Source organism: Leifsonia poae, assembly GCF_050632195.1.
GTDB classification, from domain to species: Bacteria; Actinomycetota; Actinomycetes; order Actinomycetales; family Microbacteriaceae; genus Leifsonia; species Leifsonia poae_C.
In genome coordinates, this window is sequence record NZ_CP192580.1 from 3676217 (window position 1) to 3700016 (window position 23800).

Consider the following 23800-nt stretch of genomic DNA (forward strand, 5'->3'; position numbering starts at 1 on the left):
CGCGGCTGGTCGGGAGCAGAATTGGCCCATGGCGGGCCATGCAGCCCCTTCACCCGATGTCCCCGAGTCGGTGCCCCCGGCGGTGCGTGCGCAACTCCTCGCAACCGAGCACTGGAGCCTGCTCGCCTCCCGGAGCACGACGCAGTCCGAGGTGCTGACACGGATCAGCATCTTCCTCACTCTCACGTCGGCCGGGCTCGTCAGCCTGGCGCTCGCCGGGCAGGCGATGGACTTCGACGGGATGTTCCCGATCATCGCTCTCATCGTGCTGGGACTCGTATTCCTGGTCGGAGTGCTCACCCAGCTGCGGGTCTTCAACGTGGGGTTCGAAGACCTCGCGTACGTGCTGGCGATGAACCGCCTGCGTGCCGCCTACGTTGCACTGGATCCCGGCATCGTCCCCTATCTGATGACGTCGCCCTTCGACGACAAGGCCGGAACCAAGCAGACGTACAACATGCTCGGGCACGAGTCGGGGCCAGGCCATTTCGCCGCGAGCAGCATGATGCTCATCTCGGCGGTCAACGCCGCGCTGGCCGGCCTCTTCGTGGCGGGAGTGACCGCCGCCCTCACAGTGCCGTCCTGGATCGCCCTGGTGGCGGGGCTCATCGGCGGTGCCATTTACCTCGTCGTCGTTCTGACCCGGATGGACCGTCGATACAACCGGGTGTGGCGGGCATATGAGTCGAGATTCCCTTCGCCGCCCGAGGACTCCCAAACAACTGTTTGACAGTTATGAGTTCTGCCGCCAGGATGATGGGGTGTCCGAAGAACGTGGCGAGCTGCGCAATCTTCGCGTGCTCGCGCATCCCCTGCGGCTGAGGCTCCTCTCGTTGGTGGGCGGAACCGCCCTGAGCGCGGCCGAGGCAGCACGCGCACTCGACGACACCCAGGCGAATGTGAGCTACCACCTGCGCCGGCTCCACGACGCCGGCCTGGTCTATGTCGCCGAGGAGGTCCCGATCCGTGGGGGTCGCGCCAAGCGATATCGGCACGATCCGACCAGCGGCGAAGGGCTCGGCTCGGGCGAGGGCGGGCTTCTGGCGCTCATGGGCGCTATGGCCGCCGAGCTGACGAGACGTGCGTCCTCGTATGCCGAGGGAACTCCGACGTCGTTCACCGATGCCGAATTCTGGGTTCCGGATGCGGCCTGGCAGCGAGCGATGACGCTTGCCCGCGAGGTGGGGGTCGTGCTCGGGGATGCGGCAGCCGCGCCGCGCACACCGGGCACCCGCCCGGTGAACGCCACGGTCGCCCTCTTCGAGCTGGAGGCTGAGCGCGGGGACAACGCTGCAGCCGTGAGCGGGGCCGACGCATGAGCGCCCGCGGGAAACGGGACACCGCAGAGCCACGGGAGAGCTACGCCGACGTGCTGCGACTACCTGGCGCGGCGCGATTGTTCGGCTCTGCCCTGCTCGGTCGCCTCTCGTACGCCACCGTGACGCTGTCGCTGCTGTTGAGTGTGCAGGCGGCCACGGGATCATTCGCAGCGGCCGGAGCTGCGACCGGCGCATTCGGCGTCGTCAACGTGATCGCCTCACCTTTCCGAGCGCGCATCGTCGACCGTTTCGGCCCCACCCGCTCGTTGCTGACGATGGCCACCCTGTTCGCGCTCGTTCTGATCGGCGCGGCGATCGCTTGTACCGCATCCGGTCCCGCCTGGCTGTTGATCGGCTTGGCCGGGCTCTCAGGCCTTTTCGCGCCTCCGCTCGGGTCAACGATGCGTGTCATCTGGGCTGCGATCACGCCCAATCAGCGGATGCTCACCCGGGCGTACAGCCTCGACGCGGTCTCGGAAGAGATCGTGTTCACGACGGGGCCGCTGCTCGTCGGGCTCGTGCTGGTGGTCGCGTCGCCTGTCGTCGCCCTGTTCGGTACGGCGGCGGTGGCTTTCGTCGGCACCGCGCTGTTCTCTCTGGCGCCGATCGTGCGCGCCCGGCCGGGATTCGCATCCGTCTCCCACCCGCACGAGCGCCCCCTCCGGCAACGCGGGTTCGCGGTGGTGCTGGTGGCCCTGGCCGGGGTCGGCGTCGTGCTCGGCACCGTCGAGACCGCGGTGCCCGCCTTCGCGGCCGAGCGGTCGTCGGCGGCACTCGCGGGCATCCTGTTGGCGCTGCTCTCTGCCGGGAGCGGTGTCGCCGGGCTCGTCTATGGGCATCGCCAGTGGCGCGCATCCCTGGCCGCACGTCTTGTGGTGCTGAGCGTGGCACTAGCGTGCGTCAGCGGATTGGCAGCAGTCGCGGGCAACGCGATCACGCTGTCGTTCATCCTCGTCGGCGTCGGGGTGTTCCTCGCTCCGACGGTGGTAACCGGATATCTGCTCGCCGACGCACTGACGGCGGAGCACGTTCGCAACGAGGCGTCGACGTGGATCAACACCGCCATCAACTCGGGAGCAGCCGCCGGCGCCGCACTCGCCGGGCTCCTCGTCGACCGCACGAGCACGTCGGTCGCGTTCGCCGTCGGCGCCGGCATCGCGGTGCTCGCCACTCTGGTAGCGGGGTTCCGGATGCGCTCGGTGCGCGCGGCGACGGATGCCCGGGCCGCCTCGGCGCAGGCAACGAAAAGGCCCTCCCCGAGGGGAGGGCCTGAGCTACCGGCGGTTTCTAGGCAGCGCGCCGGGTACCGTCGCGACGGGCATCCCGAGTCGAACGCGGGTCGCGGGCGAGGGGGCGGCGAGCGCCGCACGGGAAGCCGCGGCTCCGTGCAACTCCATCACCGTTCCAGCGGCGACCCGCAGGTCGCGGTCGACGCGCACGCCGTTGCCGACCATCACGTCACGACCGAGCTTCGCGTTGCTGCCGATGCGCACACCGCTGCCGACAACGCTTCCCGCACCGACGTGCACATTGGCGCCGATGAACGTGCGGTCGCCCACGGTCACTCCGCGGTCGATCCAGCTGCCAGCGCCGACATATGCGTCGAGTCCCACTCGGGCCTCCGCCTCGACGTAGGCCGTCGCGTCGATGTAGGCCGACTCGGCGACCCGCGCCGTCGGCGCAACAAGACCCCGCCCATTGGCGTGCCTCTTGTACTTGATTACCGCTCCGGTCTCGTCTTCGAGCTCTTCGATCATCCTTGCCATCGCATCCTCCTTCGAGATCGTCGCAAAAAGGGTTCAATTGAATAACACAAGGGCCATAAACAAAATTCCCTGGCTGCCTCGCAGAACGGGGACTGTACACCGTCGTATTCGTACCAGACACGGGGTTCGGATCGGAGGATGATCGGGGTATGGCAGACCACGACACCTTCTACCCCGAGAGCGCCGACGAGTGGCGCGCCTGGCTCATCGAGAACCACGCGGACAAGGAGGGCATCCGCCTCGCTCTCGCCAAGAAGGGCTCAGGACTCCCCAGCCCCGACTGGGACCAGGCCGTGCGGGTCGCGCTCTGTTTCGGCTGGATCGACGGACGCCGCAACGCCCTCGATGAGACCCACTTCCTGCAGTCGTTCACGCCCCGGAAGGCGCGAAGCACCTGGTCGCAACGCAACCGGGACCTCGTCGCCGAACTCATCGAGTCCGGCGACATGACCGAGGCGGGGATGCGCGAGGTCGAACGCGCGCAAGCCGACGGCCGGTGGGACGCGGCCTACCAGCGCGTCTCCGACAAGACGCTTCCGGACGATCTCGCAGCGGCGCTGGCCGCGCATCCGGAAGCGGCCGAATTCTTCGAGACGCTGACCAGCCAGAACCGCTTCGCGATCATCTACCGCACGACCAACGCCAAGCGACCAGAGACGCGGGCTCGCCGCATCGCCGACTTCATGGCCATGCTCGCCCGCCACGAGACCGTGTACCCGCAGAAGCGCACCTGAGCGCGGGGCGAACGAACGAGGGGTCGCAACGCGCCGTGCGGCGCTTGCCGCTGACGGCGTGTTGCGACCCCTCGTCCGGTTCGGGGCGACGAGCGCTAGTAGCGCAGGCCGTGGCCGAAGGGGAACAGCGGGTCGGCGGTGTCGAACGGGACGTCGGGACGGTTGGCGCGAACCGCATCCATCGACGACGGCAGTTCCATCGGGAGGTTGCCCTCGGGCGCGGCCTCGCCGAAGAGCACGTCGAGCAGGGCACGCTGGTTCGCGCCGAAGTCGCCGAGCAACGCGGCAGCATCCTGAGCGAACGGGGTCAGGATGGCCGGACGATCCAGGAACACCTCGATGACCGTGGGCACGGCGCGCGCGATGGCGAGCACCTCGTCGATGGTCTCCTGCGAGAAGTCCAGGGATCCGGCGTGGAAGAAGTTCTCGAACATCGTCGCGCGCTGCTCGTACGGAGCGTGGAGCCGGATCAGGGCGACATCCGCTTCGGCGACATCGTCGACGACCGTCGCGAACTCGGCGGCGATCGCGGCGTCGAAGCCCTGCACGAAGACGCGGACGCCCCGCTCGAGTGGCAGAACGGGAGCGGTCGCTCCGGCCGGCACCTTGTTGCTGAGCAGTGTGACCGCGGCGCGTTGGGCGGCTTCGCCTGCGGCCACGAAGTCGGCACGGCCGACGATCTGGGCCGCCCGGGCGACGTCGACGAGCGGCGCATCGAACAGCCCGAGCACGAACTTCTCGCGCAGCAGACGGCGGGCGGATGCGTCGATCCGGTCCTCCGTGATCTCGCCGCTTCGTACGAGCTCCACCAGCAATTCGGGGATCGCCTCTCCGCCGAACTGGTCGGCACCCGCTGACAGCACCTTGACCATCCGTTCGCGCGTCGACAAGTGCTCGACACCCCAAGCGCGGGCAGGGAACGGTTGACCGCCGAGCTCGCCGTCGCTGAGGAGTCCCCAGTCGGTGCAGACGATGCCGTCGAAACCGTAGCGCTCGCGCAGGAGCCCGGTGATCACCGACTTGTTGAACCCGAAGCCGACTTCTTCGTACTCGGTGCCGACGGGCATCCCGTAGTACGGCATGATCTGGCTGGTGCCCGCCTCGAACGCCGCCTCGAACGGCTTCAGGTGCAGCTCGAACTCGTCGCCGGGATAGACCTGCTCGCGGCCGTAGGCGAAGTGCGGGTCTTCGCCGTCCTTCTGCGGGCCGCCTCCCGGGAAGTGCTTGGTCATCGTCGCGACCGAGTCGGCGCCGAGCTTCGCGCCCTGGAAACCGCGGATGTATGCGGCTCCGAGCTGCGAGGTGAGGGTGGGGTCCTCGCCGAACGTGGCGACCTGGCGGGCCCAGCGCGGTTCCGTGGCGAGGTCGATCTGGGGATGCAGGGCCACGCGGATCCCGACAGCCGTGTACTCCTGGCGTGCAATGTCGCCGAACTTCTCGACCAGCTCCTCCGAGCCGATCGCACCAAGGCCCAGGGTCTCGGGCCACTGCGAGAAGGGCCCGGCGAAGATCGCCGCTCCGGGGTTGTCGCTGAACGAGTGTCGGGGGTCGGTCGAGATCGTGACGGGAATGCCGAGTCTGGTCTTCGCCGCGACCTCTTGAACCCGGTTGTGCCACTCGGCCATCTCGGTCGCGGTCTGCGCGGCGCCGAACACGTTGAAGTGGGTCATGTGCCGCTGCTCGACCATCTCGGCCGTCGGCGGGATGCCGAACACCGGATCTGCTCCGGCCACCTGGCCACCCTCGCCGATCGTGATCATGGTCTGGAAGAACAGCCCGGCCTTCTCCTCGAGCGTCATCTGGCCGAGCAGGTTCTCGACACGCTGCTCGACGGGGAGCGAGGCATCCCGGAACGTCGGGTCGATGGTCTCGGCGTCGGTCGTTCCGGTGTCGGTCGTTCCGGCGTCGGTCGTTCCGGCGTCGGTCGTTCCGGTGGGCTCGATCTTCTCGGAGAGGTCGGTCATGGTCACTTCACTCCTTTGTGGCTGTGCGGCGAGCCATCGACGGCTCGAAGGAAGTGTACGATAAATCTGACCGATTGGTAACAATTACTTTCTCGGGCGCACTCTGAGCGCTACTCTCGAACCGTGACAGCGCCAGCGGATGCGGAACCGACCCCGCGAACGGAACCCCGCCGCTACGCACGCGGCCGGGCCCGTCGCGAGGAGATCCTCGACGCGGCAGCCGCGTTGTTCGCCGAGCAGGGGTTCGGCGGGGTCTCGCTGCGCGAGATCGCTGCGCGGGCCGGCATCTCGCATCCGGGACTCCTCCGGCACTTCGGTTCGAAGGACGAATTGCTGGTCGACCTGCTCGATCGCTACGAGTCCGAGAACCAGGCCTGGCTCGAGGGGCGTGGATATCCGGATACACGCACTGCGAGCTACTTCGTCGAACTCGCGGCGAGGAACGCTTCGCTGCCCGGATACGTGGAGTTGTTCACGGCGCTGGCCGGAGAGGCGACGAGCGTCGCGCATCCGGCACACGAGCACTTCAGGCGGCGGTATGCCCGGCTGCGAGAGTTGAGCGCCGAGCAGCTGAGCGCGGCGCTGGGGGACGGAATCGTGCGCGGTGACCTCGATCCGACGGCCGAGGCCGTGCGGCTCGCGGCGGCGTGGGATGGGCTGCAGCTGCAGTCCTCTACGACGGAGAGGCCGTGGATGTGCCGGATCGGTTGGCGACCCATCTCGCGTGGCTGACCGGGGAGGGGGCCGGGGGCGCGGATGAGGCCGGTCGACGATCGACGGCTGCCTTCGACTTTCGTACTGCGCTGAACTCGCTCACGCCTGCGTCGTCGGCAGTGCCGTCTGCGGGATACGCGTCCGGACGGGCGCGACGGATGCAGATCATCGACGACGCGATGGCCCTGTTCGCGGCGGGCGGCTTCACGGCGACGAGCCTGCAGGAGATCGCCGAGCGGGTGGGCGTGAGTAAGTCGGCGCTTTTGTACCACTTTCGGAGCAAGGATGAACTCCTGCTCGCGGTTCTTGAACGGCGCGACGAATCCTCGCTGGAGGCCATTCCGTCCCCGGATTTCTCCGCTCGCGAGCTGCTGGATTCGATGATCGAGGGCGCGCGACGCAATGCCGGCCAGCCGGGGCTGGTCGAGCTCTACAGTGTGCTCGCCGGCGAGGCCACCAGCCCGGCGCATCCGGGGCACACGTTCTTTCGGGACCGCTTCGGGTCCATGCGACGGCTGCTGGGCGCGGCGTTCGCGGAACTCGGCCGCACAGGCGAGCTCCCCGCACTCCTCGATCCGGAGCGCGAGGCTGTCTGGTTCCTCGCCCTCTGGGACGGACTCCAGTTCCAGTGGCTCTACGACCGCTCGGCCGTCGACGTCGCCGCCCACCTGCGCGGCCATCTCGACGCGCTGCTCGTCTCCGCGCCCTGACTGAGTGGTCCCGAATTGCCGTGTAATCACGTGATTACACGGCAATTCGGGACCACTCAATTGTGTGAAGGGATGTGGGGGGCACGACACGCCGTCAGCGACCCTCGGCGTACGGCGTGTTGCGACCCCTCGTTGTTCAAGGCGCGCGCCACGTACCGCGGGGCGCGGGGGGCCGTGAGGCGCGCGCGGCCGGCGGCTAGCCGGCGGCGACGACGCCGAGGAGGGCTTCGCCGTAGGCCTCGCGCTTTTTGGCGCCGATGCCGGTGATGCCGTCGAGGTCGCCCAAAGTGGCGGGGCGGGCGCCCGCGATGGCTCGCAGTGTGGCGTCGCCGAACACGATGTAGGCGGGGACGCCCTGGGTGCGGGCCTGCTCGGCACGCCACGCGCGAAGCGACTCGAACAGCGGCTGGTCGGCGGGGGCGAGGTCAGCGGATGCTGTGCTTCGGGATGCCCTCGGCGCACGTTCCGGACGATCGGGCTCACGGCGCAGGATCACCGGGCGGTCGCCACTCAGCACGGCGGCGGCGTCGGGGGTGAGCGCGAGCACGCCGTACTCGCCTTCCGTCTTCAGGAGTTCGGATGCGAGCAGCTGGCGCACCACGCCCCGCCACTGCGCGTCGCTCAGGTCGGCCCCGATGCTCCAGGTTGCGAGCGCGTCGTGACCGTACTGGTCGACCCGGGGCGTGCGCTTGCCCCGGAGGATGTCGATGAGGTGGCCGGCACCGAAGCGCTGGTTGCGCTCCCTCTGCAGGCGCACGACCGTGGAGAGCAGCTTCTGCGCGGGCACTGTTCCGTCCCAGCTCTCGGGCGGGGTGAGGCACGTGTCGCAGTTGCCGCACGGCTCGGAACGCTGGCCGAAGTACCCGAGCAGGTTCACCCGCCGGCACTGGACGGTCTCGCAGAGAGCGAGCATCGCGTCGAGGTGCTGCGTCATCCGTCGACGATGGGCGAGGTCGCCAGGCGAATCGTCGATCATGCGACGCTGCTGCACGACGTCGTTCAGCCCGTAGGCGAGCCACGCAGTCGACGGGAGACCGTCGCGACCGGCACGACCCGTCTCCTGGTAGTAGCCCTCGACCGACTTCGGGAGGTCGATGTGGGCGACGAAGCGCACATCCGGTTTGTCGATTCCCATGCCGAACGCGATGGTCGCCACCACGATGACGCCGTCTTCGCGGAGAAAGCGGGACTGCGTTGCAGCCCGCGTGGCCGCATCCAGACCCGCGTGGTACGGCAACGCCTTGAGGCCCCGAGCGCTCAGGAACTCCGCCGTCTTCTCGACGGTGTTGCGAGAGAGCCCGTAGACGATTCCGGCGTCGGTCGGATACTCCGTGGTGATGAAGTCGACCAGCTGTTTGCGCACCTCCGACTTGGGCACGATGCGGTACTGGATGTTCGGACGGTCGAAGTCGGAGACGAACTGTGCAGCGCCCTCCAGCTTCAGGCGCGAGGTGATCTCTTTGTGGGTGGCCTCGGTGGCGGTCGCCGTGAGCGCGATGCGTGGAACGTCGGGCCAGCGCTCGGCCAGCTCCGACAGCGCGAGGTAGTCGGGCCGGAAGTCGTGTCCCCACTGCGAGACGCAGTGGGCTTCGTCGATCGCGAACAGCGCGATGGTGCCACGTTCGAGGAATCGCTTGGTCGCCTCGGATGAAAGGCGCTCGGGCGCGACGTAGAGGATGTCCAGCTCACCGGCGACGTATGCGCGCTCGACCCGCGCGCGCTCCGCACCGTCTTGCGTGGAGTTGAGGAACGCTGCCCGCACACCGACCGCGAGGAGCGCATCCACCTGATCTTGCATCAGGGCGATCAGCGGCGAGACCACGATGCCCGTGCCCTCGCGCACGAGCGACGGGATCTGGTAGCAAAGACTCTTTCCGCCACCGGTCGGCATCAGCACGACCGCGTCTCCGCCGCCCACGAGCTGCTCGATGATCTCGGCCTGCTGCCCGCGGAAAGTGTCGTAACCGAACACCGTGTGCAGAGCTTCGGCCGCCGATTCGAACTTGGGCAGGGATGCGCGCACGCCGACCGCAGGCGCCGCAGCAGCAGCATCCCCCCGACCGCCCATAGGCCCGCCGCCGAAGTCGACCGGCCCGCCCCGATACGCGTCGTCGGGGTAGTCGGGGAACGGCGCCTCGAAGTCCTCCGGCGGCGCATCGCGCTCGTCGGGCTCCCAGGGCAGTTCTGCGTTCCAGCTCATCCCTCGATCGTAACGAGCGCTACCGACCCCGAGACACCGCGGCTCCAACTTGTGCACAAACTTGCCCCTGTTCAGAGAGTCGCACCTCAGGACTCGGCACACGCCAGCGAAACGAACACAGAGGGGCCCGGACCGCATCCCGGCCCGGGCCCCTCAACCGCTCAGTCGCCTACCAGAGCAGCACCGGGAAGGCGAGGGCCGTCGACGACCCCTTCACCTTGTCCGATCCGCCGTAAACCGCTGTCAGCAGATGGATGCCCGCCTTCAGCTTGGGCAGCGTGACCTTGGCCTTGCCGCCGTCTCCCGCCTGCAGCGTGACCGTGGCGATCTGCTTGCCGCGGTCGAGGATGACCACGGTACCGGTGGCCTCCACCCCCTTCTGCGCGAGCACGGTGACCGTGTAGTTCAGCTGCGAGTTGTGGCTACCGAGCACGGTGTTGGCCCACCCGAGCGTGACGCTCGAGACCTTGGTCGGCGGCGGGGTCGCATCCGCGACCGTGATCGGCACACTCACGGTCGTCCCGGTTCCCGGCACGGTGATGGTCAGCACCTGCGCGCCACTGACACCGGTCGGAATCGTGGCCGTGACGGCTGCCCGACCGACCTCGTCGGTCGTGTCGACGATGGCCGGGTCGATCGTTCCGGTGCCGACCACCGCATCCCCGATCGCCAGCGAGACGGTCGTGGGCTGGGTCGCCGTGTCGCTGAACAGCAGCGACGACAGGGTCACCGCCACGGTCTCACCCGGCTGGTACGCGGTTCCGGATGCAGGGGCCGCCAGCTTCACACCGACCGCGCGCTGCGCCGTGTCGGGCGTCGCGGTCGGGTTGGCCGTGAAGTAGTCGACCATCGACTGCAGGTCGATCTTGCCGGAGTCGGCTTTGCCGCTGCCCAGCCCGAGGGTGGTGAAGTTGTCACCACCGGAGGCAAGGAACGAGTTGACGACCACCTTGTGGGTGTCCGCATCCTTTACCTCGACGCCGTTCAGGTAGACGTGCGTGATGTGCGATCCGGCGGCGGCCGTCGGGTCGTACGTGTACGTCAGTCCCTTCGAGACGCCGAGCTTAAGGAACGGCCGGCTCGCCGCGGCGGGCTGCCACTGCTCCTCCAACACCTTCTTGAGCTGGGTGCCGGTCAGCGTCTCCGTCACGAGCGTGTTCGCGAACGGCTGCACGGATGCGGCCTCCTGGTAGGTGACGTTGCCGTCCGGATCTTTCGCGCCCGAGGACGCGTACTTCAGGTCGGCACGCAGACCGCCCGGGTTCATCAGCGCGATCTCGGCTCCCGCATCCTGAGTGGCCCAGAGCTGCACGTCGGCGACGAAGTTGCCGAGCGTGGACTCACCGCCGCGGTTCTCCGAGCCGTCGGTCTGGCGTGCGCGGTTGAAGTCACCCGTGATCTGGCCGACTTTGACCGAGCCGAGCTGCTTGGCCACGGCGACCGCGTCGGCCACGATGGCCGCCACCGCGGGGTCGGCCGGGTAGAGCGGCTTGCCCGCGGCATCGTTGAGCGGGAGAAGCTCGCTCGAAAACGCCTGGATCTTCTTCGTCTGCGGGTCGACCGTCAGCGCGATGTGCCCCAGCTTCTCGCCGTACTGGCCCGTCTGGATGACGGGACGGGTGCGGTCGGTGCCCGGGATGGCGATCTCGTGCGTGTATGCCTGATGGGTGTGCGCCGACACGATCGCGTCGACATCGGCGTTCGTGCCCTCCACGATCTTGCCGAAGGCCGAGTCGTTGGTGGAGTCGGCGAGCGCCGGGGTGGCCGCGCCCTCGTGAACCAGGAGCACGCTGACGTCCGACTCGCCGTTCGACGGGTCGCCGTCGCGCAGCTGCTCGGCGACCTTGTTGACGGACGCGGTGACGTCGCGCACGTCGATGCCCGCGATGCCGGCCGGCGTGACCAGCGATGGCAGTTCATCCGTCACCGCCCCGATGAAACCGACCTTGATGCCGCCGATGTCCTTGACGTAGTACTGGTCGAACGTGGGGGTGTCTGTGCCCTTGTTGAAGATGTTCGCCGCGAGGTACGGGAACTGGGCCGCCGGGATGACGCGGTTCTGGATGTCCGCGACGCCCTGGTCGAACTCGTGGTTGCCCAGCGTGCTCACGTCGAGCTTCATCGCGTTGAGAGCGTCGAGCGTCGGCTTGTCCTTCTGGATGAACGAAGTAAACGTCGAAGCGCCGATGTTGTCGCCGCCCGAGACGAATACGGTGTTCGGGTTCTTCGCACGGAACTGGTTCACCGCACCGGCCAGCACCGCAGCGCCTCCGGATGCCCCACTCGCCTCGAGGCGGCCGTGGAAGTCGTTGATCGCCAGCAGGTCGATCGCGACCGGCGCGTCCTTCTCGGCGAATCCGACCTTGATCGGGTTGTGGTCGCTTGCACGGAACGGCGTTCCGGCCTCGGCGGCGCCGAACGCGTATCCACGATCGGACCACTCGTTGGCGTTGATGTCCCAGACCCCGGCGCCGGTGACGCTAGCGGCGAGCTCAGGCGTAGCGAGCGCGTGGTCGAGCGAACCGACCTCGCCGTTGAAGCTGTACGTGTACTGTCCGGCGGCCCTGGTCGACACCAGGTCGACGAGACCGGCCGTGGTGAACACGTCGATCGGATCTTCCTTCGTGTAGGCGTTGAAGTCCCCGAGCAGCAGAACGTTCCGGCTGCCGCTGGACTGCTCCAGCTGGCCGACGAGACCCAGCACGCTCTTCGCCTGAGCGACGCGGTCGGCGTTGAACTGGCCCTGCCCGTCGGCAGGCTCGGTGCCCGTTCCGCTCTTCGACTTGAAGTGGTTGACGACGACGGTGAGCGTCTTGCCGCCCGACTTGAAGGTCTGGGCGATCGGCTCGCGGGCGTTGCCCCAGACCGACTCGTCGATGACTGTCGCGCTGTCGCCGACACGGGTGACCGCGGCCTTCTTGTAGATGATGGCCGTGGTGATCACGTCGGTGGTGTCGACCGCACCCGCGAGCGCGGCGGGAGTGGGCACGTACGCCCAGACGTCCGAACCGGCGGCCGTGTTGAGGCCGGACACCAGATCGGCGAGCGCCGTGTCGACGGGCTTGCCGAAGTGGATCGAGTTCTCGATCTCCTCGAGAGTCACGACGTTCGCGCCGAGCGCGCTGATCGCGGCGATCTCCTTCGACTTCTGCAGCTGGAACTGCTCGGCCGTCTTCGCGCCCCGGGCGAGCGGGTTCTCGCTCTGCAGGGTGGTGAAGTAGTTCTCGACGTTGAACGAGGCCACCGCGAAGTCGCCGCCCACCGCGGGCGCCGCATCCGGACGCGGGTTGGTCTGCTCGAACGTCGGCTTCAGGTTGGCGGGGCTCGCGTCGTTGATCGGCTTGGTCGGCTGCAGGCGCCAGTCGTCGAAGCCCCAGTTCAGCACGTACGGCGTGGCCGGGAAGTCGACCTTGTCGCCGTTGCGCACCACCACGTCCTTGGTGAAGTACGGCTGGTCGCCGGGGTGGTCCTTGTTCGAGATCTGGATGTTGTATCCGTCGTCGAGCAGGATGCGATCGGCCAGGTTGGCCTTCGCGATCGCGTCGGCGGCCGCACCGGGTCGCTGCGTCTCGGTGCTCTTCACGAGCGGGGCATCGCCGGCTGACAGCCAGAGCGTGCCGAAGTTGTAGAGCTGGTGGCTGGACGCGAGCTTGTACGTGCCGGTGGGCGCGACGAGCATGCTTTCGTAAGCCTCGCGATCGGCGCCGCGAACGGTGTCGGGCAGCGGTGTCGCGGGCGGCACGCCGACTCCTGCCGAGACGAGCTCGACGGCTCCGGCGGCGGATGCGGTGATCTGGGTGAGCCCGAAGTACTCGCTGACCGGGCCGGTCACCGTGACCAGGTCGCCGATCGCAACGGCCGGGTTCGCGGCGTTGAGGTAGACGAAGACTCCGTCGGAGACGCCGGGAGTCGCATCCGTCGCCCCTCCGCTGCCCTGCGTCTGGATGTAGATGCCCTTGTAGCCGCCAACGCGGTGGTCCGCGGTGACGACGCCCTGCACCGTGACGGTCGAGCCGTTCAGGGGCTCACGTCGCCGGTGCCCTGCACCTCGGCGATCGTGTTCGTGGGCGTCGCGGCAAGTGCCGGTGAGACAGTGAGTGTCGCGAAACCGAGGGCCGTCGCGGTGGCGATGGCCAGGCCCGCTGCGATGCGGCGGACAGGATGCGCGGACGTGCCGCCATCCCGTCTGCCCGAGGGCGCAGGTGTAGCTGAGCGTTGTTGCATTGTCGGAAATCCCCTTCACGAATCAGTGCGATGACGTCACGCGTTACGCGGCGGATGCGCCTTTGCACCAGCCGCGTGTGTCCCCCTTCGGGGGCGCACAGGGGAGACTATAGGCGGGCTCCGACATGGCTCGCCAGGGGGTTGTGGATTTGTCGCGTGCTCTTAAGTTGGCGGTAACCGAAGGCGGTCGCGCTGCTACGATCGGCGTCAAAGCCCTGCCCAGCGGAGGAGACATCGTGCGTCGCTTGATCGTCACGGAGTTCATCACGCTCGACGGCGTGGTGGAGGCTCCGGGCGGCGAGGCCTCGCACCCCCACGCGGGCTGGACGCTCATGTACGGCACTCCCGAGCTCTACGCTTTCAAGCTCGAGGAGACGATGGAGGCCGAGAGCCTGCTGCTCGGACGTAAGACCTTCGAGCAGTTCGAGGAGGCCTGGCCTGGCCGGGACGGCGTGTTCGCCGACAAGATGAACGCGATGCCCAAGCATGTGGCCACGAAGCGCACCGACGAACTCGGCTGGAACGCCACCCGCATCGGCGACGACGTGCGAGCGGGCGTCGGTGAGCTCAAGGCGGCCGACGGAGGACCCATCCTGGTCGCGGGCAGCGCCACCCTGGCGAAGTCGCTGCTGGTCTGGAACCTGGTCGACGAGCTGCGCCTGCTGTCGTACCCGGTGATCGTGGGCGGCGGCCTCAGGATGTTCCCCGACGACCGCGGGCTGGCCACGCTCGAGCTCACCCGGCTCGACCGCTTCGACTCCGGCGCGGTTCTGCACGTCTACAGCTTTCGGGGCTGATGCTCACCGCGGTCATCGGGCTCGTCAGCGCCCTCGTCTACGGGTCCGCCGATTTTCTGGGCGGTCTCGCGTCACGGCGGATCAGTCCGCTGCGGGTGACCGCGATCTCGGCCTTCGCCGGTCTGGCTGCGCTGCTCGTCGCATCCCTCTTCGTAGGCGGTCACTGGAGTGCCGCCGCCGTGGGGTGGGGCGCCCTCTCCGGCGTCACCGGGGCGATCGCGATCTCGTTGCTGTACGCCTGCCTCGCGATCGGGCCGATGAGCATCCTGTCTCCCCTGACGGCGATCGTGTCTGCCGTCGTGCCGATGACCTGGGGGCTGCTCGGCGGGGAGACGCTCGCGCCGATCGGCTACGTCGCCCTCGGCATCGCCCTCGTCGCAGTGGTGCTCGTGGGCTTCGTGCCGGAGAAGGGGGCCGTGCGGCCGAGTCTGCGCGGCATCCTGATGGCCATCGGATCGGGCGCGATGATCGGGGCGTTCTTCATCCTGATCGACCAGACGCCCGACGACTCGGGGCTCGTTCCGCTGGTTCTGAACCGCACGGTCTCAGGCATCCTGATGCTCGCCGCCATCGGGGTGGTAGCGATCGCGGCACGACGACGACGGATGCGCGTCGCCGCGCTGGTGGCGTCGGGTGGCAGGGGCGAGGTGGCTGCCTCGACGGACGCGCCCGGCGCTCTCATTCCTGCCGCATCGGAGCGCGAACCGATCGCCACCGGTTGGCTGCCCGGGCTGGCGCTGGCGATCTGGTGCGGGCTCGTGGACGCCGCGGCGAACGTGCTGCTGCTCATCGGGATCCGGATCGGCGAGCTCAGCGTGATCTCGGTGCTGACAGCGATGTACCCCGCCGGCACGATCATCCTCGCCGCCGCCGTGCTGCGCGAACGGATCGCGCCCGTTCAATGGGTGGGCCTGGTGCTGGCGCTCATCGCCGCCGGGATGCTCGCCCTCGCCTGAGCAGTCCCTCGGGACACGCGGGTAGCGAGTCGCGGCAAATCGATGTTCCGCGGACGCGGGAAGGTCGATTTGGCGCGAGTCGGCGCGCACGACCCGTCGGCCGACGGGTCAGCTGGGGCGGCCGCGCTCCGCGGGCGGCGCGACGTGGGCGGCGAGTTCGAGGGCCTCGATGGCGTTCCGGATGCTCGCGACCTGCCCGTCGTCGAGCTCGGCCAGGATCGCGGCGACCGAGCGAGCGCGGTCGGAGCGCGCCCGAAGCAGCAGCTCGACCCCCGCATCCGTCGCGACGACGAAGAAGGAGCGACCGTCGTCGGGGTCGGGCTGGCGGGTGACGAGGCCGCGGGCCTCGAGGTCGGCGACAACCCGGGTGATCGTGGGCGCGGCGACGACCTCGATCGCCGAGATCTCGCTCGGTCGCACGGGTCCGCTGCGCACGATCGTGGAGAGTGCGGAGAGCTGGCCGTGGCTGAGGCCGCCGGTGGACGAACGCATCCGCCGGTTGAGCCGACCGACCGCGAGGGCCAGGCGTCCGGCGAGGTCCCCCTCCTCGGCGGCGGGATTCTGCCGGGTCGCGTGCCCGTCGCCCGTCACCACCAACGTCCCTTTTCGCTATGCGCGGCTTGCACCGACTTCCTCGCTATCCACCTCGGGGACCGTCCTCTCGACGATCTTGTCCTCATGAACATACTTGGCCCCGCCCAGGAATGAGGCGATTGCGCCGATGATCGACATCACCGCGGCCGCGATGAAGACCACGACCAGGCCGTCGTGGAAGGGACCCGAGATCAGTTGTGGGAAGAATTCCTTGCCGACCAGGGTCGCGCCGTCGACGTGCGGACTGGTGAGCACGCCCGTCGGTCCGAGCAGGCTCTGGATGGGGTTGTAGCCCAGGAAGGCGGCGAACAGGCTGCCGACCGGTGGCGTCTGACCGATCTGCGCGGCGATGTCGGTGGGAACGCCGTGCGAAGTGAGGCCGTTGGTCAGCGCTGCGGGAAGCGTCGTCGCGAGTCCGGCGATCATCAGCGAGAAGAAGATGCCGATCGAGAGCGAGCTTCCGGCGTTCAACGCGACACCGGCCATCCCGGATGCGGCCCCTCGCTCGTTCGCCGGCACGCTGTTCATGATCGACGTGCGGTTGGGCGACGAGAACAAGCCGGAGCCGATGCCGTTGAGCCCTGTGAGCACGGCGAACTGCCAGTACTCGAAGTTCACGGGGATGAGCAGCAAGCCGATGAAGGTCAGGCCGACCAGGGTGAGACCGATCGTGGCGAAGGCACGGGATCCGTACCGGTCAGAGAGGGCGCCCGAGATCGGGCCTGCGATGAGGAATCCGATGGTGATCGGGAGCATGTAGATTCCGGCCCACAGCGGCGTCGACTCGTAACTGTAGCCGTGCAGCGGCAGCCAGATGCCCTGCAGCCAGATGATCAGCATGAACTGCAGACCGCCTCGCCCGATGGACGCGAGGAAGCCCGCGAAGATGCCCGACGAGAACGACCGGATGCGGAACAGGTGCATGTCGAACATCGGCGACTTCACGCGCAGTTCGATGAAGACGAACGCGACGAGGAGCAGAAGTCCGCCGATGATCGCGCCGAGCACCCATGGGTTACCCCAGCCCTGCGAGCTGTCGCCGTAAGGCTGGATGCCGTAGGTGATGCCCGTCAGCAGGGCGATGAGTCCGACGCCGAAGGTGGCGTTGCCGAGCCAGTCGATCCGGCCGGGGTTCTTCTGGCCCACCTCGTGCAGCGACTTGTACGACCAGATGGTGCCGAGGATCCCGAACGGAACGGAGACGAAGAAGACCGCGCGCCAATCGAGTTCGGCGAGCACACCGCCGACGATCAGGCCGATGAAGCTGCCGGCGATGGCGGCGACCTGGTTGAGGCCGAGCGCGAAGCCGCGCTTGTTGGCGGGGAACGCATCCGTCAGAATCGCTGTCGAGTTGGCGAACAGCATGGCGCCGCCGATGCCCTGCACGAACCGGAAGATGATCAGCCACATGGCCGCGGGCCCTGCGGTGAACGGGTCGAGGCAGAGCGCGATCGCCGCGACGGTGAAGATCACGAAGCCGAGGTTGTAGATCTTGACGCGGCCGTACTGGTCGCCCATCCGGCCGAACATCACGACGAGCACCGCTGTGACGAGCATGTAGCCCATCAGCATCCAAAGCAGATAGCTGACGTTGCCCGGTTCGAGCGGGTTGAGCTTGATGCCCGTGAAGATGGCCGGCAGCGAGATGATGACGATGGATGCGTTGATCGTCGCCATCAGCATGCCGAGAGTGGTGTTGCTGAGCGCCACCCACTTGTAATGCGGGTGGTCTTTGTTGAACATGCCGGTGCGGGCCAAAATCGTCCTTCGAGTCACAGATTCACGTCGGTTGCGTGTGTAGTTGCTTTATATGCATCAACTATATATCTGCACGGACGGTTCGCGGCCACGTCCGTCGTCACCTCGACCGAGGACTAGCGTCGAGGTGCAAGGCAGGTGTGACGAGCGAGAGGAGCGCCCTTTTATGAGTCGAGAGCAGCGACGCGAGCGGGATGCGGAGGCGCAGGCCCGCGCGGAGGCGGAAGCCGCGGTTGCGGCCACCGAGACCGACGACGCATCCGTCGACGCGGATGAGTCGCTGGAGACCGAGGAAGAGCCGGGCTAGACGCGCCTGCGAGGGGCCTGCTGGCCTCCGTGGAAGTAGCCGACGAGCTCGGGCGGTAGCGCGGGCACCGGCAGCGCGCATCCGTCTCCCCTCAGGGATGCGGTGGCGACGACCCCCGCTGCGACCGCGTTGCGCGCTGCGATGGGCGACGTTTCGGTCGCTCCGCCGTCGCGCACGAAGGCGAGGAATTCGCTGACGAGTCGGCCGTCCGCCCCGCCATGGCCGCCCTCGGCCTCCGGCACGATGAAGGTCTCATCCGCCGGTGCAGCGCTCGGGTGCCGCCGGTTCCAGAGCCGCACCTCGGCGCCCGATTCGTCGCCGAAGTTCTCGATGCGACCCTCGGTTCCGATCACCGTGTAGTTGCGCCAGTAGTCCGGGGTGAAGTGACACTGCTGGTACGACGCGAGTGCGCCGTTCGCCAGCACCATGTTCATCTGAGAGATGTCCTCGACGTCGACGATCGGGTTCAAGCCCTCGGCCGCGGTCGGCGGCCAGTTATCGAGGCTGAACCACTCCTCGGCCCGTTCGCCAGAACGGTCCCGGTGATCGTCGATCGCTCCATAGACGCTGAGAGCTCCGATTGCCTGCACGCGTGTGCTGTACGCGCCTGCCAGCCAGTGAATCACGTCGATGTCGTGCGCGCCCTTCTGCAGCAGCAGTCCGAGCGACTTGGACCGGTCGGCGTGCCAGTCCTTGAAGTAGTAGTCCCCGCCGTTGCCGACGAAGTGGCGGCACCAGACGGCTTTCACCTCGCCGATCCGGCCATCCTGAATCAGCGAGCGCATCAGCCTGATCACGGGCATGTGACGCATGTTGTGGCCGACGTACAGGCGGCTGCCGGTGCGATGGGCTGCTTCCAGGATGCGGCCGCAGTCGTCGATCGAGATCGCCAGCGGCTTCTCGCAGAAGACGGCCAGCCCCGCCTCGAGCGCCGGGATCGCTGTGGCCGCGTGCTGGTCGTCGGGGGTCAGCACCATGACAGCATCGAGCTCTGAGGCGAGGAGCTCGTCGAGCGAACCGGTGACGAAAGCGCCCGGAAACGCCCCGCGTGCTTCGGCACGGGAGCGCTCGCTCACGTCGCAGACGGCCACGATCTCCGCCCCGCCGCCGGGCCGGTGGGCTTCGCGCGCGAGCTCACCCCTGTTGCCGAAACCGACCGCCCCGATCCTCAGATCTCTCATGTCTTCTCCTTCTGCGGCGGACAGCGGGGCGCATGTGCCCCGCTGTCCGTCGGTGTACTCCTCAGAACGGGCGCGATCCACTCCGCGCGCACGGCCCCTGGCCGACTCCGTGACCGGAGTGGCCTTTGTGCCCGCCATGGCCGGCGCTGCCCTTCACGACCGTCGCTCCCAGCGTCAGCCAACCATCCTTCACCGTGTCCTGGGTAGCGTTGGCGAACCGGATGGGGATGCCGTTGCTCAGCGGATTCGCGACCTGCGCCACGAGCTTGTACGTTCCGGGGGCGACCCCGCTCAGGTCGAGAGCTGCGGTGAACGTCTTGGTCGACCCGCTCGCGATGTCGCTGACGTGCCAGTTCGTCGTCGTGCTCTTCACCACGGTCCCGTGGCTGTCGACGTACGCCACCTTGATCGGCCAGTCGTAGTAGAACGGTGCGACCCCGACGTTCGAGATCGTCAGTCCGACCGTGACCGTCTTGGCCGAACTCGATGCGGGCACGAGCGCCTGGGTGGCCCGGAAGGAGTATCCGAGCGACTGGGCGGCGAGCAGAGCTGCCGGCTTGTCGGCGGCCGAGTACCCGGTCTGGAAGGCGTAGTGGTTGATCATCCAGCTGGCGTGCGTCTGGCTGACGCTGCCCGGGAAGTCGTTGTCTCCGCCGTCTTCGAGCACCGGGCATCCGGATGCGCTGAAGATGCAGGGCTGCAGCTCGGGCCTGAGCTCGCCGCCGACCGGGTAGGTCTTCCACTTGTCTGTCGCTCCCGCAGCCACCATGTTGTCCATGAAGTGCCAGCCGAGGGAGCTCGTCTTCGTCTCGAGCGCGAACGAGTCGTCGTGGTAGCCGATGGGCATCGACGCGTTCATCGCGTTCGGGTTGCGGACCATCAGCTGCGTGGTGTGGAACGCGCCGACGAAGTCGGTGAGGATCTGCTGCTGGGTCGCATCCGACGCCATCCAGTTGGGCTGGCCGCCGTCTCCGTTGTACGGATACGTGTGCCATTCGCCCCAGAACCCGACGAGCCCCGCCTGCACGAAGCCGATGCGGGCGTCACCGTCGTAACGCTTGCCGAGGGCGGCGACGAACTGGTCGAGCGCTGTGAGCAGGGCCGGGTCGTCGTAGTTCGGTGAGACGCTCACTCCGTTATTGCCGTAGTCGTCATAGGAGTGGGTGGCGAGGCCGCCGTCGAGCAGGTACTGCGGCACGCCGCTCGGCTTCGTCGGGTAGTCGAGGTAGAAGCGGAGCGCGGTCTGGTGGCCGCGCGACGCGATGTCGTCGAGTGCCGCATCCATCACCGACCAGTCGAAGGTGTTCGGGCCGGTCATCACCGCGTTGAGCGGGAAGTACGACCACTCCATCGAGTACGGGAAGTTGCTGTACGACCCTTGGAACGGGATGAATCCCTTGAGCGGGTTCACCTGGGGCTCGGCGGCCGCCGCGAGGGGCGTCCACCCCGGCTTGGCGGCCGGTGCGGGGGCGGTCGCCGGGGCGATCGCTGACGCCGGGGCGACCGCGATGGCCGGTACCGCCAGTGCAGCGGCCATCACCACCCCGGCGACGACGTTCCTGACTGTCTTCTTCATCTCTTGCGCCTGCTTTCCGGTGACGTCGGCGTCACCATCCGTCGGTTCGAAGGAGTTGCGAGGTCTAGACGACGAGGGATGCGGCCTCCGAGGACGCCTCGCCCGTCACGATGGGTGCCAGATCGACGGCGCGGCCGTTGATCCGGTATGCGTAGCGCCCGGTCTGCTCGATGACCGCGGTCTCGTTCATGTAGTCCGCCAGCTCACGCCGCTCGGCCTCGGTGAGCCAGGCGACGGGGTCGGACGTGGAGCGGAACTCGAGGATCGCCGCGGTGTCCCGCAGCACCTGCCGCTCGCTGTCGTCGAGGAGGCTCCGCGCACTGCGGAAGTAGATCGCATCCGGGTCGACCTCGTAGAGGCGCTTCATCCAGGTGCGGTTGAGGGATGCGACGATCGAGTTGCGTGCCCCGACACCCGACGGGTCTCCGACCCGCTCCGCGTTGTCCCAGAACGCGCCGACGTCTGGACCGACACGGGCGCCGTCGAACACTCCGACCGACGGGATCATCGGGACCCCGCAGCCGAGCAGGTAGACCGAATCCCCGACCACGTTGCGGATGTGCTGGATCGCGTCGCGGTAGACCGTTTCGCGAGGCAGGTCCTCACGGCGATGGCCGGTGATCGCGCCTCCGTACATGAAGTCGAGCTTGAGGTAGCTGAAGCCCCAGTCGGTGACGCGTTCGAACACGTCGCGGAGATGGTCCTTGACCTCATCCTGAGTGGTGTCGAGGGAGTAGTAGTGCGAGCCCCAGTTGTAGCCGGTGGTCAGCGGCCGGCCGTCGGCATCCTGAACCAGGAGATCGGGGCGTTCGCGGGCGATCGTCGAGTCGGGCAGCGCGATGAGCGGCGCCAGCCAGAGGCCCGGGCGGAAGCCTGCTCGGGCAATAGTGTCGGCGGTCGCGCGCATGCCGGAGGGGAACTTGGCGTTCGCGGTCCAGTCGCCGACGATCGGCTCCCAGCCGTCGTCGAGCTGGAACACGTCCACCGGATAGCCGGCGAGGTCGCTCGCTGTGCGGGCGACGAGTTCTTCGTCGATGTCCTCGAAGAACGAATACCAACTGCTCCAGACGGTTCCCGCGCGCTGCGTTCGCCGACCCAGCCGCTCGGAGAGTGCATCCGTGTAGTCGGCGAAGACCGTCTGCTCGGGCCCGTAGGCGACGAACCACTCGGCGAGATCGTGCTCGGAGCGCGCCCAGAGCACATTGGCATCGGCACCGACGCGCGGTGTTCCCAGACCGAGGGCGCCGACCAGCAGCACGTTCCCGTCGGGCCCGGCGATCGCTCCGACCGCACTGCCCGAGTGGGCGTGCGGAGTCTCGTTGGCGGCGTCATCCGCCGTCAGCAGCCGACGCGGGCTGTCCTTGATGCCGATCGTCACACCGTCGGTTCTGGCCCAGCCGCTCGGGCTCCACGAGTTCCAGCCGTGGCGGTAGAACTCAGTGTCGCCGAACGGGTGCAGCAGCGCGAGCGCGCCGGCGGGGACGATGTAGCCGGTCGGCGTGTGGGACGGCTGACCCGCGACGTTCGCAGGGATGAGGAGGGAGCCGAATTCGAGGGTGTGCAGCATGGGTCACTTTCGGTGAAGGTGGGGCGGCTGGCGCCGCCCCCACGGTTTGGCTTACTTGAAGAGGGCGTTGACCTGGTCGTTGGCCTTGGTCAGCGCGGACTTCGCCGACGACGAGCCGAGAGCGACGCTCTGGATCGCGTCCTGCACGATCTGGTTGATCTCGGTGCCGTGCAGGCTGATCGGGATGATGAACGTGCCGTCCTTCGCCTTCTGCTCGTCGAGGAAGACCTGGGCGTTCAGCCCCTCCTTCTCACGCACGGCGGCCGACTTCTCGGAGGCCTCCTTGATCGCGGGGAAGACCACACCGGTCGCGGCGACCGTGTTCTGGCAGTCCGCCGATGCGAGGTACTTCACCCATTCCCAGGCCTGGTCCTTGTGCTTGGAACCGGCGTAGATCGCATCCGAGAGACCGTTGATCGCGGTCTTGCGACCCTCCGGGCCGATGGGCAGCGGGGCGAAACCGAACTGGTCGGTCTTGCCCTTGTACACCGCGAGGTTGAAGGAGCCCAGGGTGGTGAGGGCTCCGCCGCCGCTGGCGAGAACGTCGGAGCGGGCGAGCGTCGACTGCGTGTCGAGCTTGGGCGCGTATCCCTTCTTCGACAGGTCGGCCAGCCACTGGACGGTGTCGGTCAACGACGAGTCGCCGTAGTTGAACTTCGTGCCGAACGGGTTCTTGTTCGAGTAGGTGAAGCCGTTCGAGAACGCGAGGTTGCCCCAGCCGTTCTGACCCTGCGATCCGTCCGCCCACTCGGGGAGGAAGCCGTAGGTCTTCACGTTGTTCTTGTCGAACGCGGGGTCGAGGCCGTTGTGGCCGTTCTTGTCGACGGTCAGCTTCGCGATCGTCTGCTCGAAAGTTCCGCCGTCCTTCGGGTTCCAGGTGAGTTTGGAGAGCTCATCCTCGGTCACGCCCGCCGCCTGCATGTCGGCCTTGCTGTAGACGAGACCCATGGTGTCCCAGTCCTTGGGCAGGCCGTAGCGGGCGTCGCCGTTCTTCCAGAGGTCGGCCATCCCGTCGACGTACTGGCTGAGGTCGACGTTGTCCTTCTTGACGTACGGCTCGAGGTCGACGATCTGCTTGTCCTCGACGAACTGCGGGTAGTACGAGACCTGGTCGACCCAGACGTCGGGCGCGCTCCCCGCAGCGATCTGCGTTGTCAGGTTGGTCCAGTACTGACCCCAAGCCGACTGGCTGATCTTGATCTTGATGTTCGGGTTCTCTTTCTCGAACTGGGTGGCGCACTGTTGATACGCGGGAACCTGCGTGTCGTCCCACATCCAGTACTGGAGGGTGACTTTGGCCTCGGCGTCCGATCCTGTGGAGGAACACGCTGAGACGCCCGCGAGCAGTGCGGCGGCGGCAGCGATGGCGGCGACGCGACGGACTCTGTTCATCTTTTTCTCTCTCTGTGATGGTGATTGCGATGGTGATTGGC

The 23800-nt window shown here is 67.7% G+C and carries 19 protein-coding genes and 1 pseudogene; 9 read left to right on the top strand and 11 right to left on the bottom strand.

Annotated elements, in window-relative coordinates; all coding sequences use genetic code 11:
- The first annotated feature begins 28 nt into the window (after window positions 1-28).
- The 3 genes and pseudogenes from ACQ86A_RS18530 to ACQ86A_RS18540 form a co-directional block, all read left to right on the top strand.
- Window positions 29-730 carry a hypothetical protein gene (locus tag ACQ86A_RS18530; protein ID WP_431278384.1) on the top strand — a complete coding sequence of 234 codons (702 nt, stop codon included), beginning with the start codon at window positions 29-31 and terminating at the stop codon, window positions 728-730.
- 31 nt (window positions 731-761) lie between these two features.
- Window positions 762-1319 (top strand): helix-turn-helix domain-containing protein, encoded by a 558-nt coding sequence (locus ACQ86A_RS18535; protein WP_431278385.1) that lies wholly within the window; start codon window positions 762-764, stop codon window positions 1317-1319.
- Window positions 1316-2473, top strand: a pseudogene (locus tag ACQ86A_RS18540) (MFS transporter); the annotation flags it as partial. The gene ACQ86A_RS18535 and the pseudogene ACQ86A_RS18540, both read left to right, overlap by 4 nt.
- A 120-nt stretch (window positions 2474-2593) precedes the next feature.
- Here the strand turns inward: ACQ86A_RS18540 and ACQ86A_RS18545 are convergent.
- The gene (locus ACQ86A_RS18545; RefSeq protein WP_431280487.1) at window positions 2594-3085 is read right to left on the bottom strand and encodes a DapH/DapD/GlmU-related protein; all 492 of its coding nucleotides are present in this window, start codon (window positions 3083-3085) and stop codon (window positions 2594-2596) included.
- Window positions 3086-3234: 149 nt separating this feature from the next.
- On the opposite strand from ACQ86A_RS18545, the gene ACQ86A_RS18550 reads away from it, so the two are divergent.
- Window positions 3235-3819: a YdeI/OmpD-associated family protein gene (locus ACQ86A_RS18550; protein WP_431278386.1), complete on the top strand. Its 585-nt coding sequence runs from the start codon at window positions 3235-3237 to the stop codon at window positions 3817-3819.
- A gap of 95 nt (window positions 3820-3914) precedes the next feature.
- Here ACQ86A_RS18550 and ACQ86A_RS18555 read toward each other — a convergent pair whose 3' ends face one another.
- Window positions 3915-5783, bottom strand: coding sequence for a glycoside hydrolase family 3 protein (locus tag ACQ86A_RS18555; protein WP_431278387.1), 1869 nt, complete (start codon window positions 5781-5783; stop codon window positions 3915-3917).
- A gap of 123 nt (window positions 5784-5906) precedes the next feature.
- Here ACQ86A_RS18555 and ACQ86A_RS18560 point away from each other — a divergent pair, with 123 nt between their 5' ends.
- Window positions 5907-6515, top strand: coding sequence for a TetR/AcrR family transcriptional regulator (locus tag ACQ86A_RS18560; protein WP_431278388.1), 609 nt, complete (start codon window positions 5907-5909; stop codon window positions 6513-6515).
- The gene (locus ACQ86A_RS18565; RefSeq protein WP_431278389.1) at window positions 6473-7207 is read left to right on the top strand and encodes a TetR/AcrR family transcriptional regulator; all 735 of its coding nucleotides are present in this window, start codon (window positions 6473-6475) and stop codon (window positions 7205-7207) included. The genes ACQ86A_RS18560 and ACQ86A_RS18565 overlap by 43 nt, the downstream gene beginning before the upstream one ends.
- 196 nt (window positions 7208-7403) lie before the next feature.
- Here the strand turns inward: ACQ86A_RS18565 and recQ are convergent, their stop codons facing one another.
- The 3 genes from recQ to ACQ86A_RS18580 form a co-directional block, all read right to left on the bottom strand.
- The gene (gene recQ / locus ACQ86A_RS18570; protein ID WP_431278390.1) at window positions 7404-9407 is read right to left on the bottom strand and encodes a DNA helicase RecQ; all 2004 of its coding nucleotides are present in this window, start codon (window positions 9405-9407) and stop codon (window positions 7404-7406) included.
- A gap of 169 nt (window positions 9408-9576) precedes the next feature.
- Window positions 9577-13407 (bottom strand): ExeM/NucH family extracellular endonuclease, encoded by a 3831-nt coding sequence (locus ACQ86A_RS18575; protein ID WP_431278391.1) that lies wholly within the window; start codon window positions 13405-13407, stop codon window positions 9577-9579.
- Window positions 13408-13424: 17 nt separating this feature from the next.
- Entirely contained in the window at window positions 13425-13631 is a 207-nt protein-coding gene (locus ACQ86A_RS18580; protein ID WP_431278392.1) for a hypothetical protein, read from the bottom strand.
- Window positions 13632-13798: 167 nt separating this feature from the next.
- Here ACQ86A_RS18580 and ACQ86A_RS18585 point away from each other — a divergent pair, with 167 nt between their 5' ends.
- Both ACQ86A_RS18585 and ACQ86A_RS18590 read left to right on the top strand, forming a co-directional pair.
- A complete protein-coding gene (locus tag ACQ86A_RS18585; RefSeq protein ID WP_431278393.1) occupies window positions 13799-14428 on the top strand; it encodes a dihydrofolate reductase family protein in 630 nt (209 codons plus the stop codon).
- Entirely contained in the window at window positions 14428-15384 is a 957-nt protein-coding gene (locus ACQ86A_RS18590) for an EamA family transporter (protein WP_431278394.1), read from the top strand. The genes ACQ86A_RS18585 and ACQ86A_RS18590 overlap by 1 nt, the downstream gene beginning before the upstream one ends.
- A 108-nt stretch (window positions 15385-15492) precedes the next feature.
- Here ACQ86A_RS18590 and ACQ86A_RS18595 read toward each other — a convergent pair whose 3' ends face one another.
- Both ACQ86A_RS18595 and ACQ86A_RS18600 read right to left on the bottom strand, forming a co-directional pair.
- The gene (locus tag ACQ86A_RS18595; protein ID WP_431278395.1) at window positions 15493-15978 is read right to left on the bottom strand and encodes a MarR family winged helix-turn-helix transcriptional regulator; all 486 of its coding nucleotides are present in this window, start codon (window positions 15976-15978) and stop codon (window positions 15493-15495) included.
- Window positions 15979-15993: 15 nt separating this feature from the next.
- A complete protein-coding gene (locus ACQ86A_RS18600) occupies window positions 15994-17736 on the bottom strand; it encodes an MFS transporter (protein ID WP_431278396.1) in 1743 nt (580 codons plus the stop codon).
- A 166-nt stretch (window positions 17737-17902) separates the two neighbouring features.
- On the opposite strand from ACQ86A_RS18600, the gene ACQ86A_RS18605 reads away from it, so the two are divergent.
- On the top strand, window positions 17903-18043 hold the full coding sequence (locus ACQ86A_RS18605; protein ID WP_431278397.1) for a hypothetical protein: 141 nt from the start codon (window positions 17903-17905) through the stop codon (window positions 18041-18043).
- On the opposite strand, the gene ACQ86A_RS18610 is transcribed toward ACQ86A_RS18605, so the two are convergent.
- The 4 genes from ACQ86A_RS18610 to ACQ86A_RS18625 all read right to left on the bottom strand — a co-directional run bounded on the left by ACQ86A_RS18610 (window position 18040) and on the right by ACQ86A_RS18625 (window position 23759).
- Window positions 18040-19224: a Gfo/Idh/MocA family protein gene (locus ACQ86A_RS18610; RefSeq protein WP_431278398.1), complete on the bottom strand. Its 1185-nt coding sequence runs from the start codon at window positions 19222-19224 to the stop codon at window positions 18040-18042. The genes ACQ86A_RS18605 and ACQ86A_RS18610 overlap by 4 nt on opposite strands.
- A gap of 61 nt (window positions 19225-19285) precedes the next feature.
- Window positions 19286-20800, bottom strand: a complete 1515-nt coding sequence (locus tag ACQ86A_RS18615; RefSeq protein ID WP_431278399.1) for a DUF4832 domain-containing protein — start codon at window positions 20798-20800, stop codon at window positions 19286-19288.
- A gap of 64 nt (window positions 20801-20864) precedes the next feature.
- Window positions 20865-22367 carry a glycoside hydrolase family 36 protein gene (locus tag ACQ86A_RS18620; RefSeq protein ID WP_431278400.1) on the bottom strand — a complete coding sequence of 501 codons (1503 nt, stop codon included), beginning with the start codon at window positions 22365-22367 and terminating at the stop codon, window positions 20865-20867.
- Window positions 22368-22418: 51 nt separating this feature from the next.
- The gene (locus ACQ86A_RS18625; protein WP_431278401.1) at window positions 22419-23759 is read right to left on the bottom strand and encodes an ABC transporter substrate-binding protein; all 1341 of its coding nucleotides are present in this window, start codon (window positions 23757-23759) and stop codon (window positions 22419-22421) included.
- Between the last annotated feature and the right edge of the window lie 41 nt (window positions 23760-23800).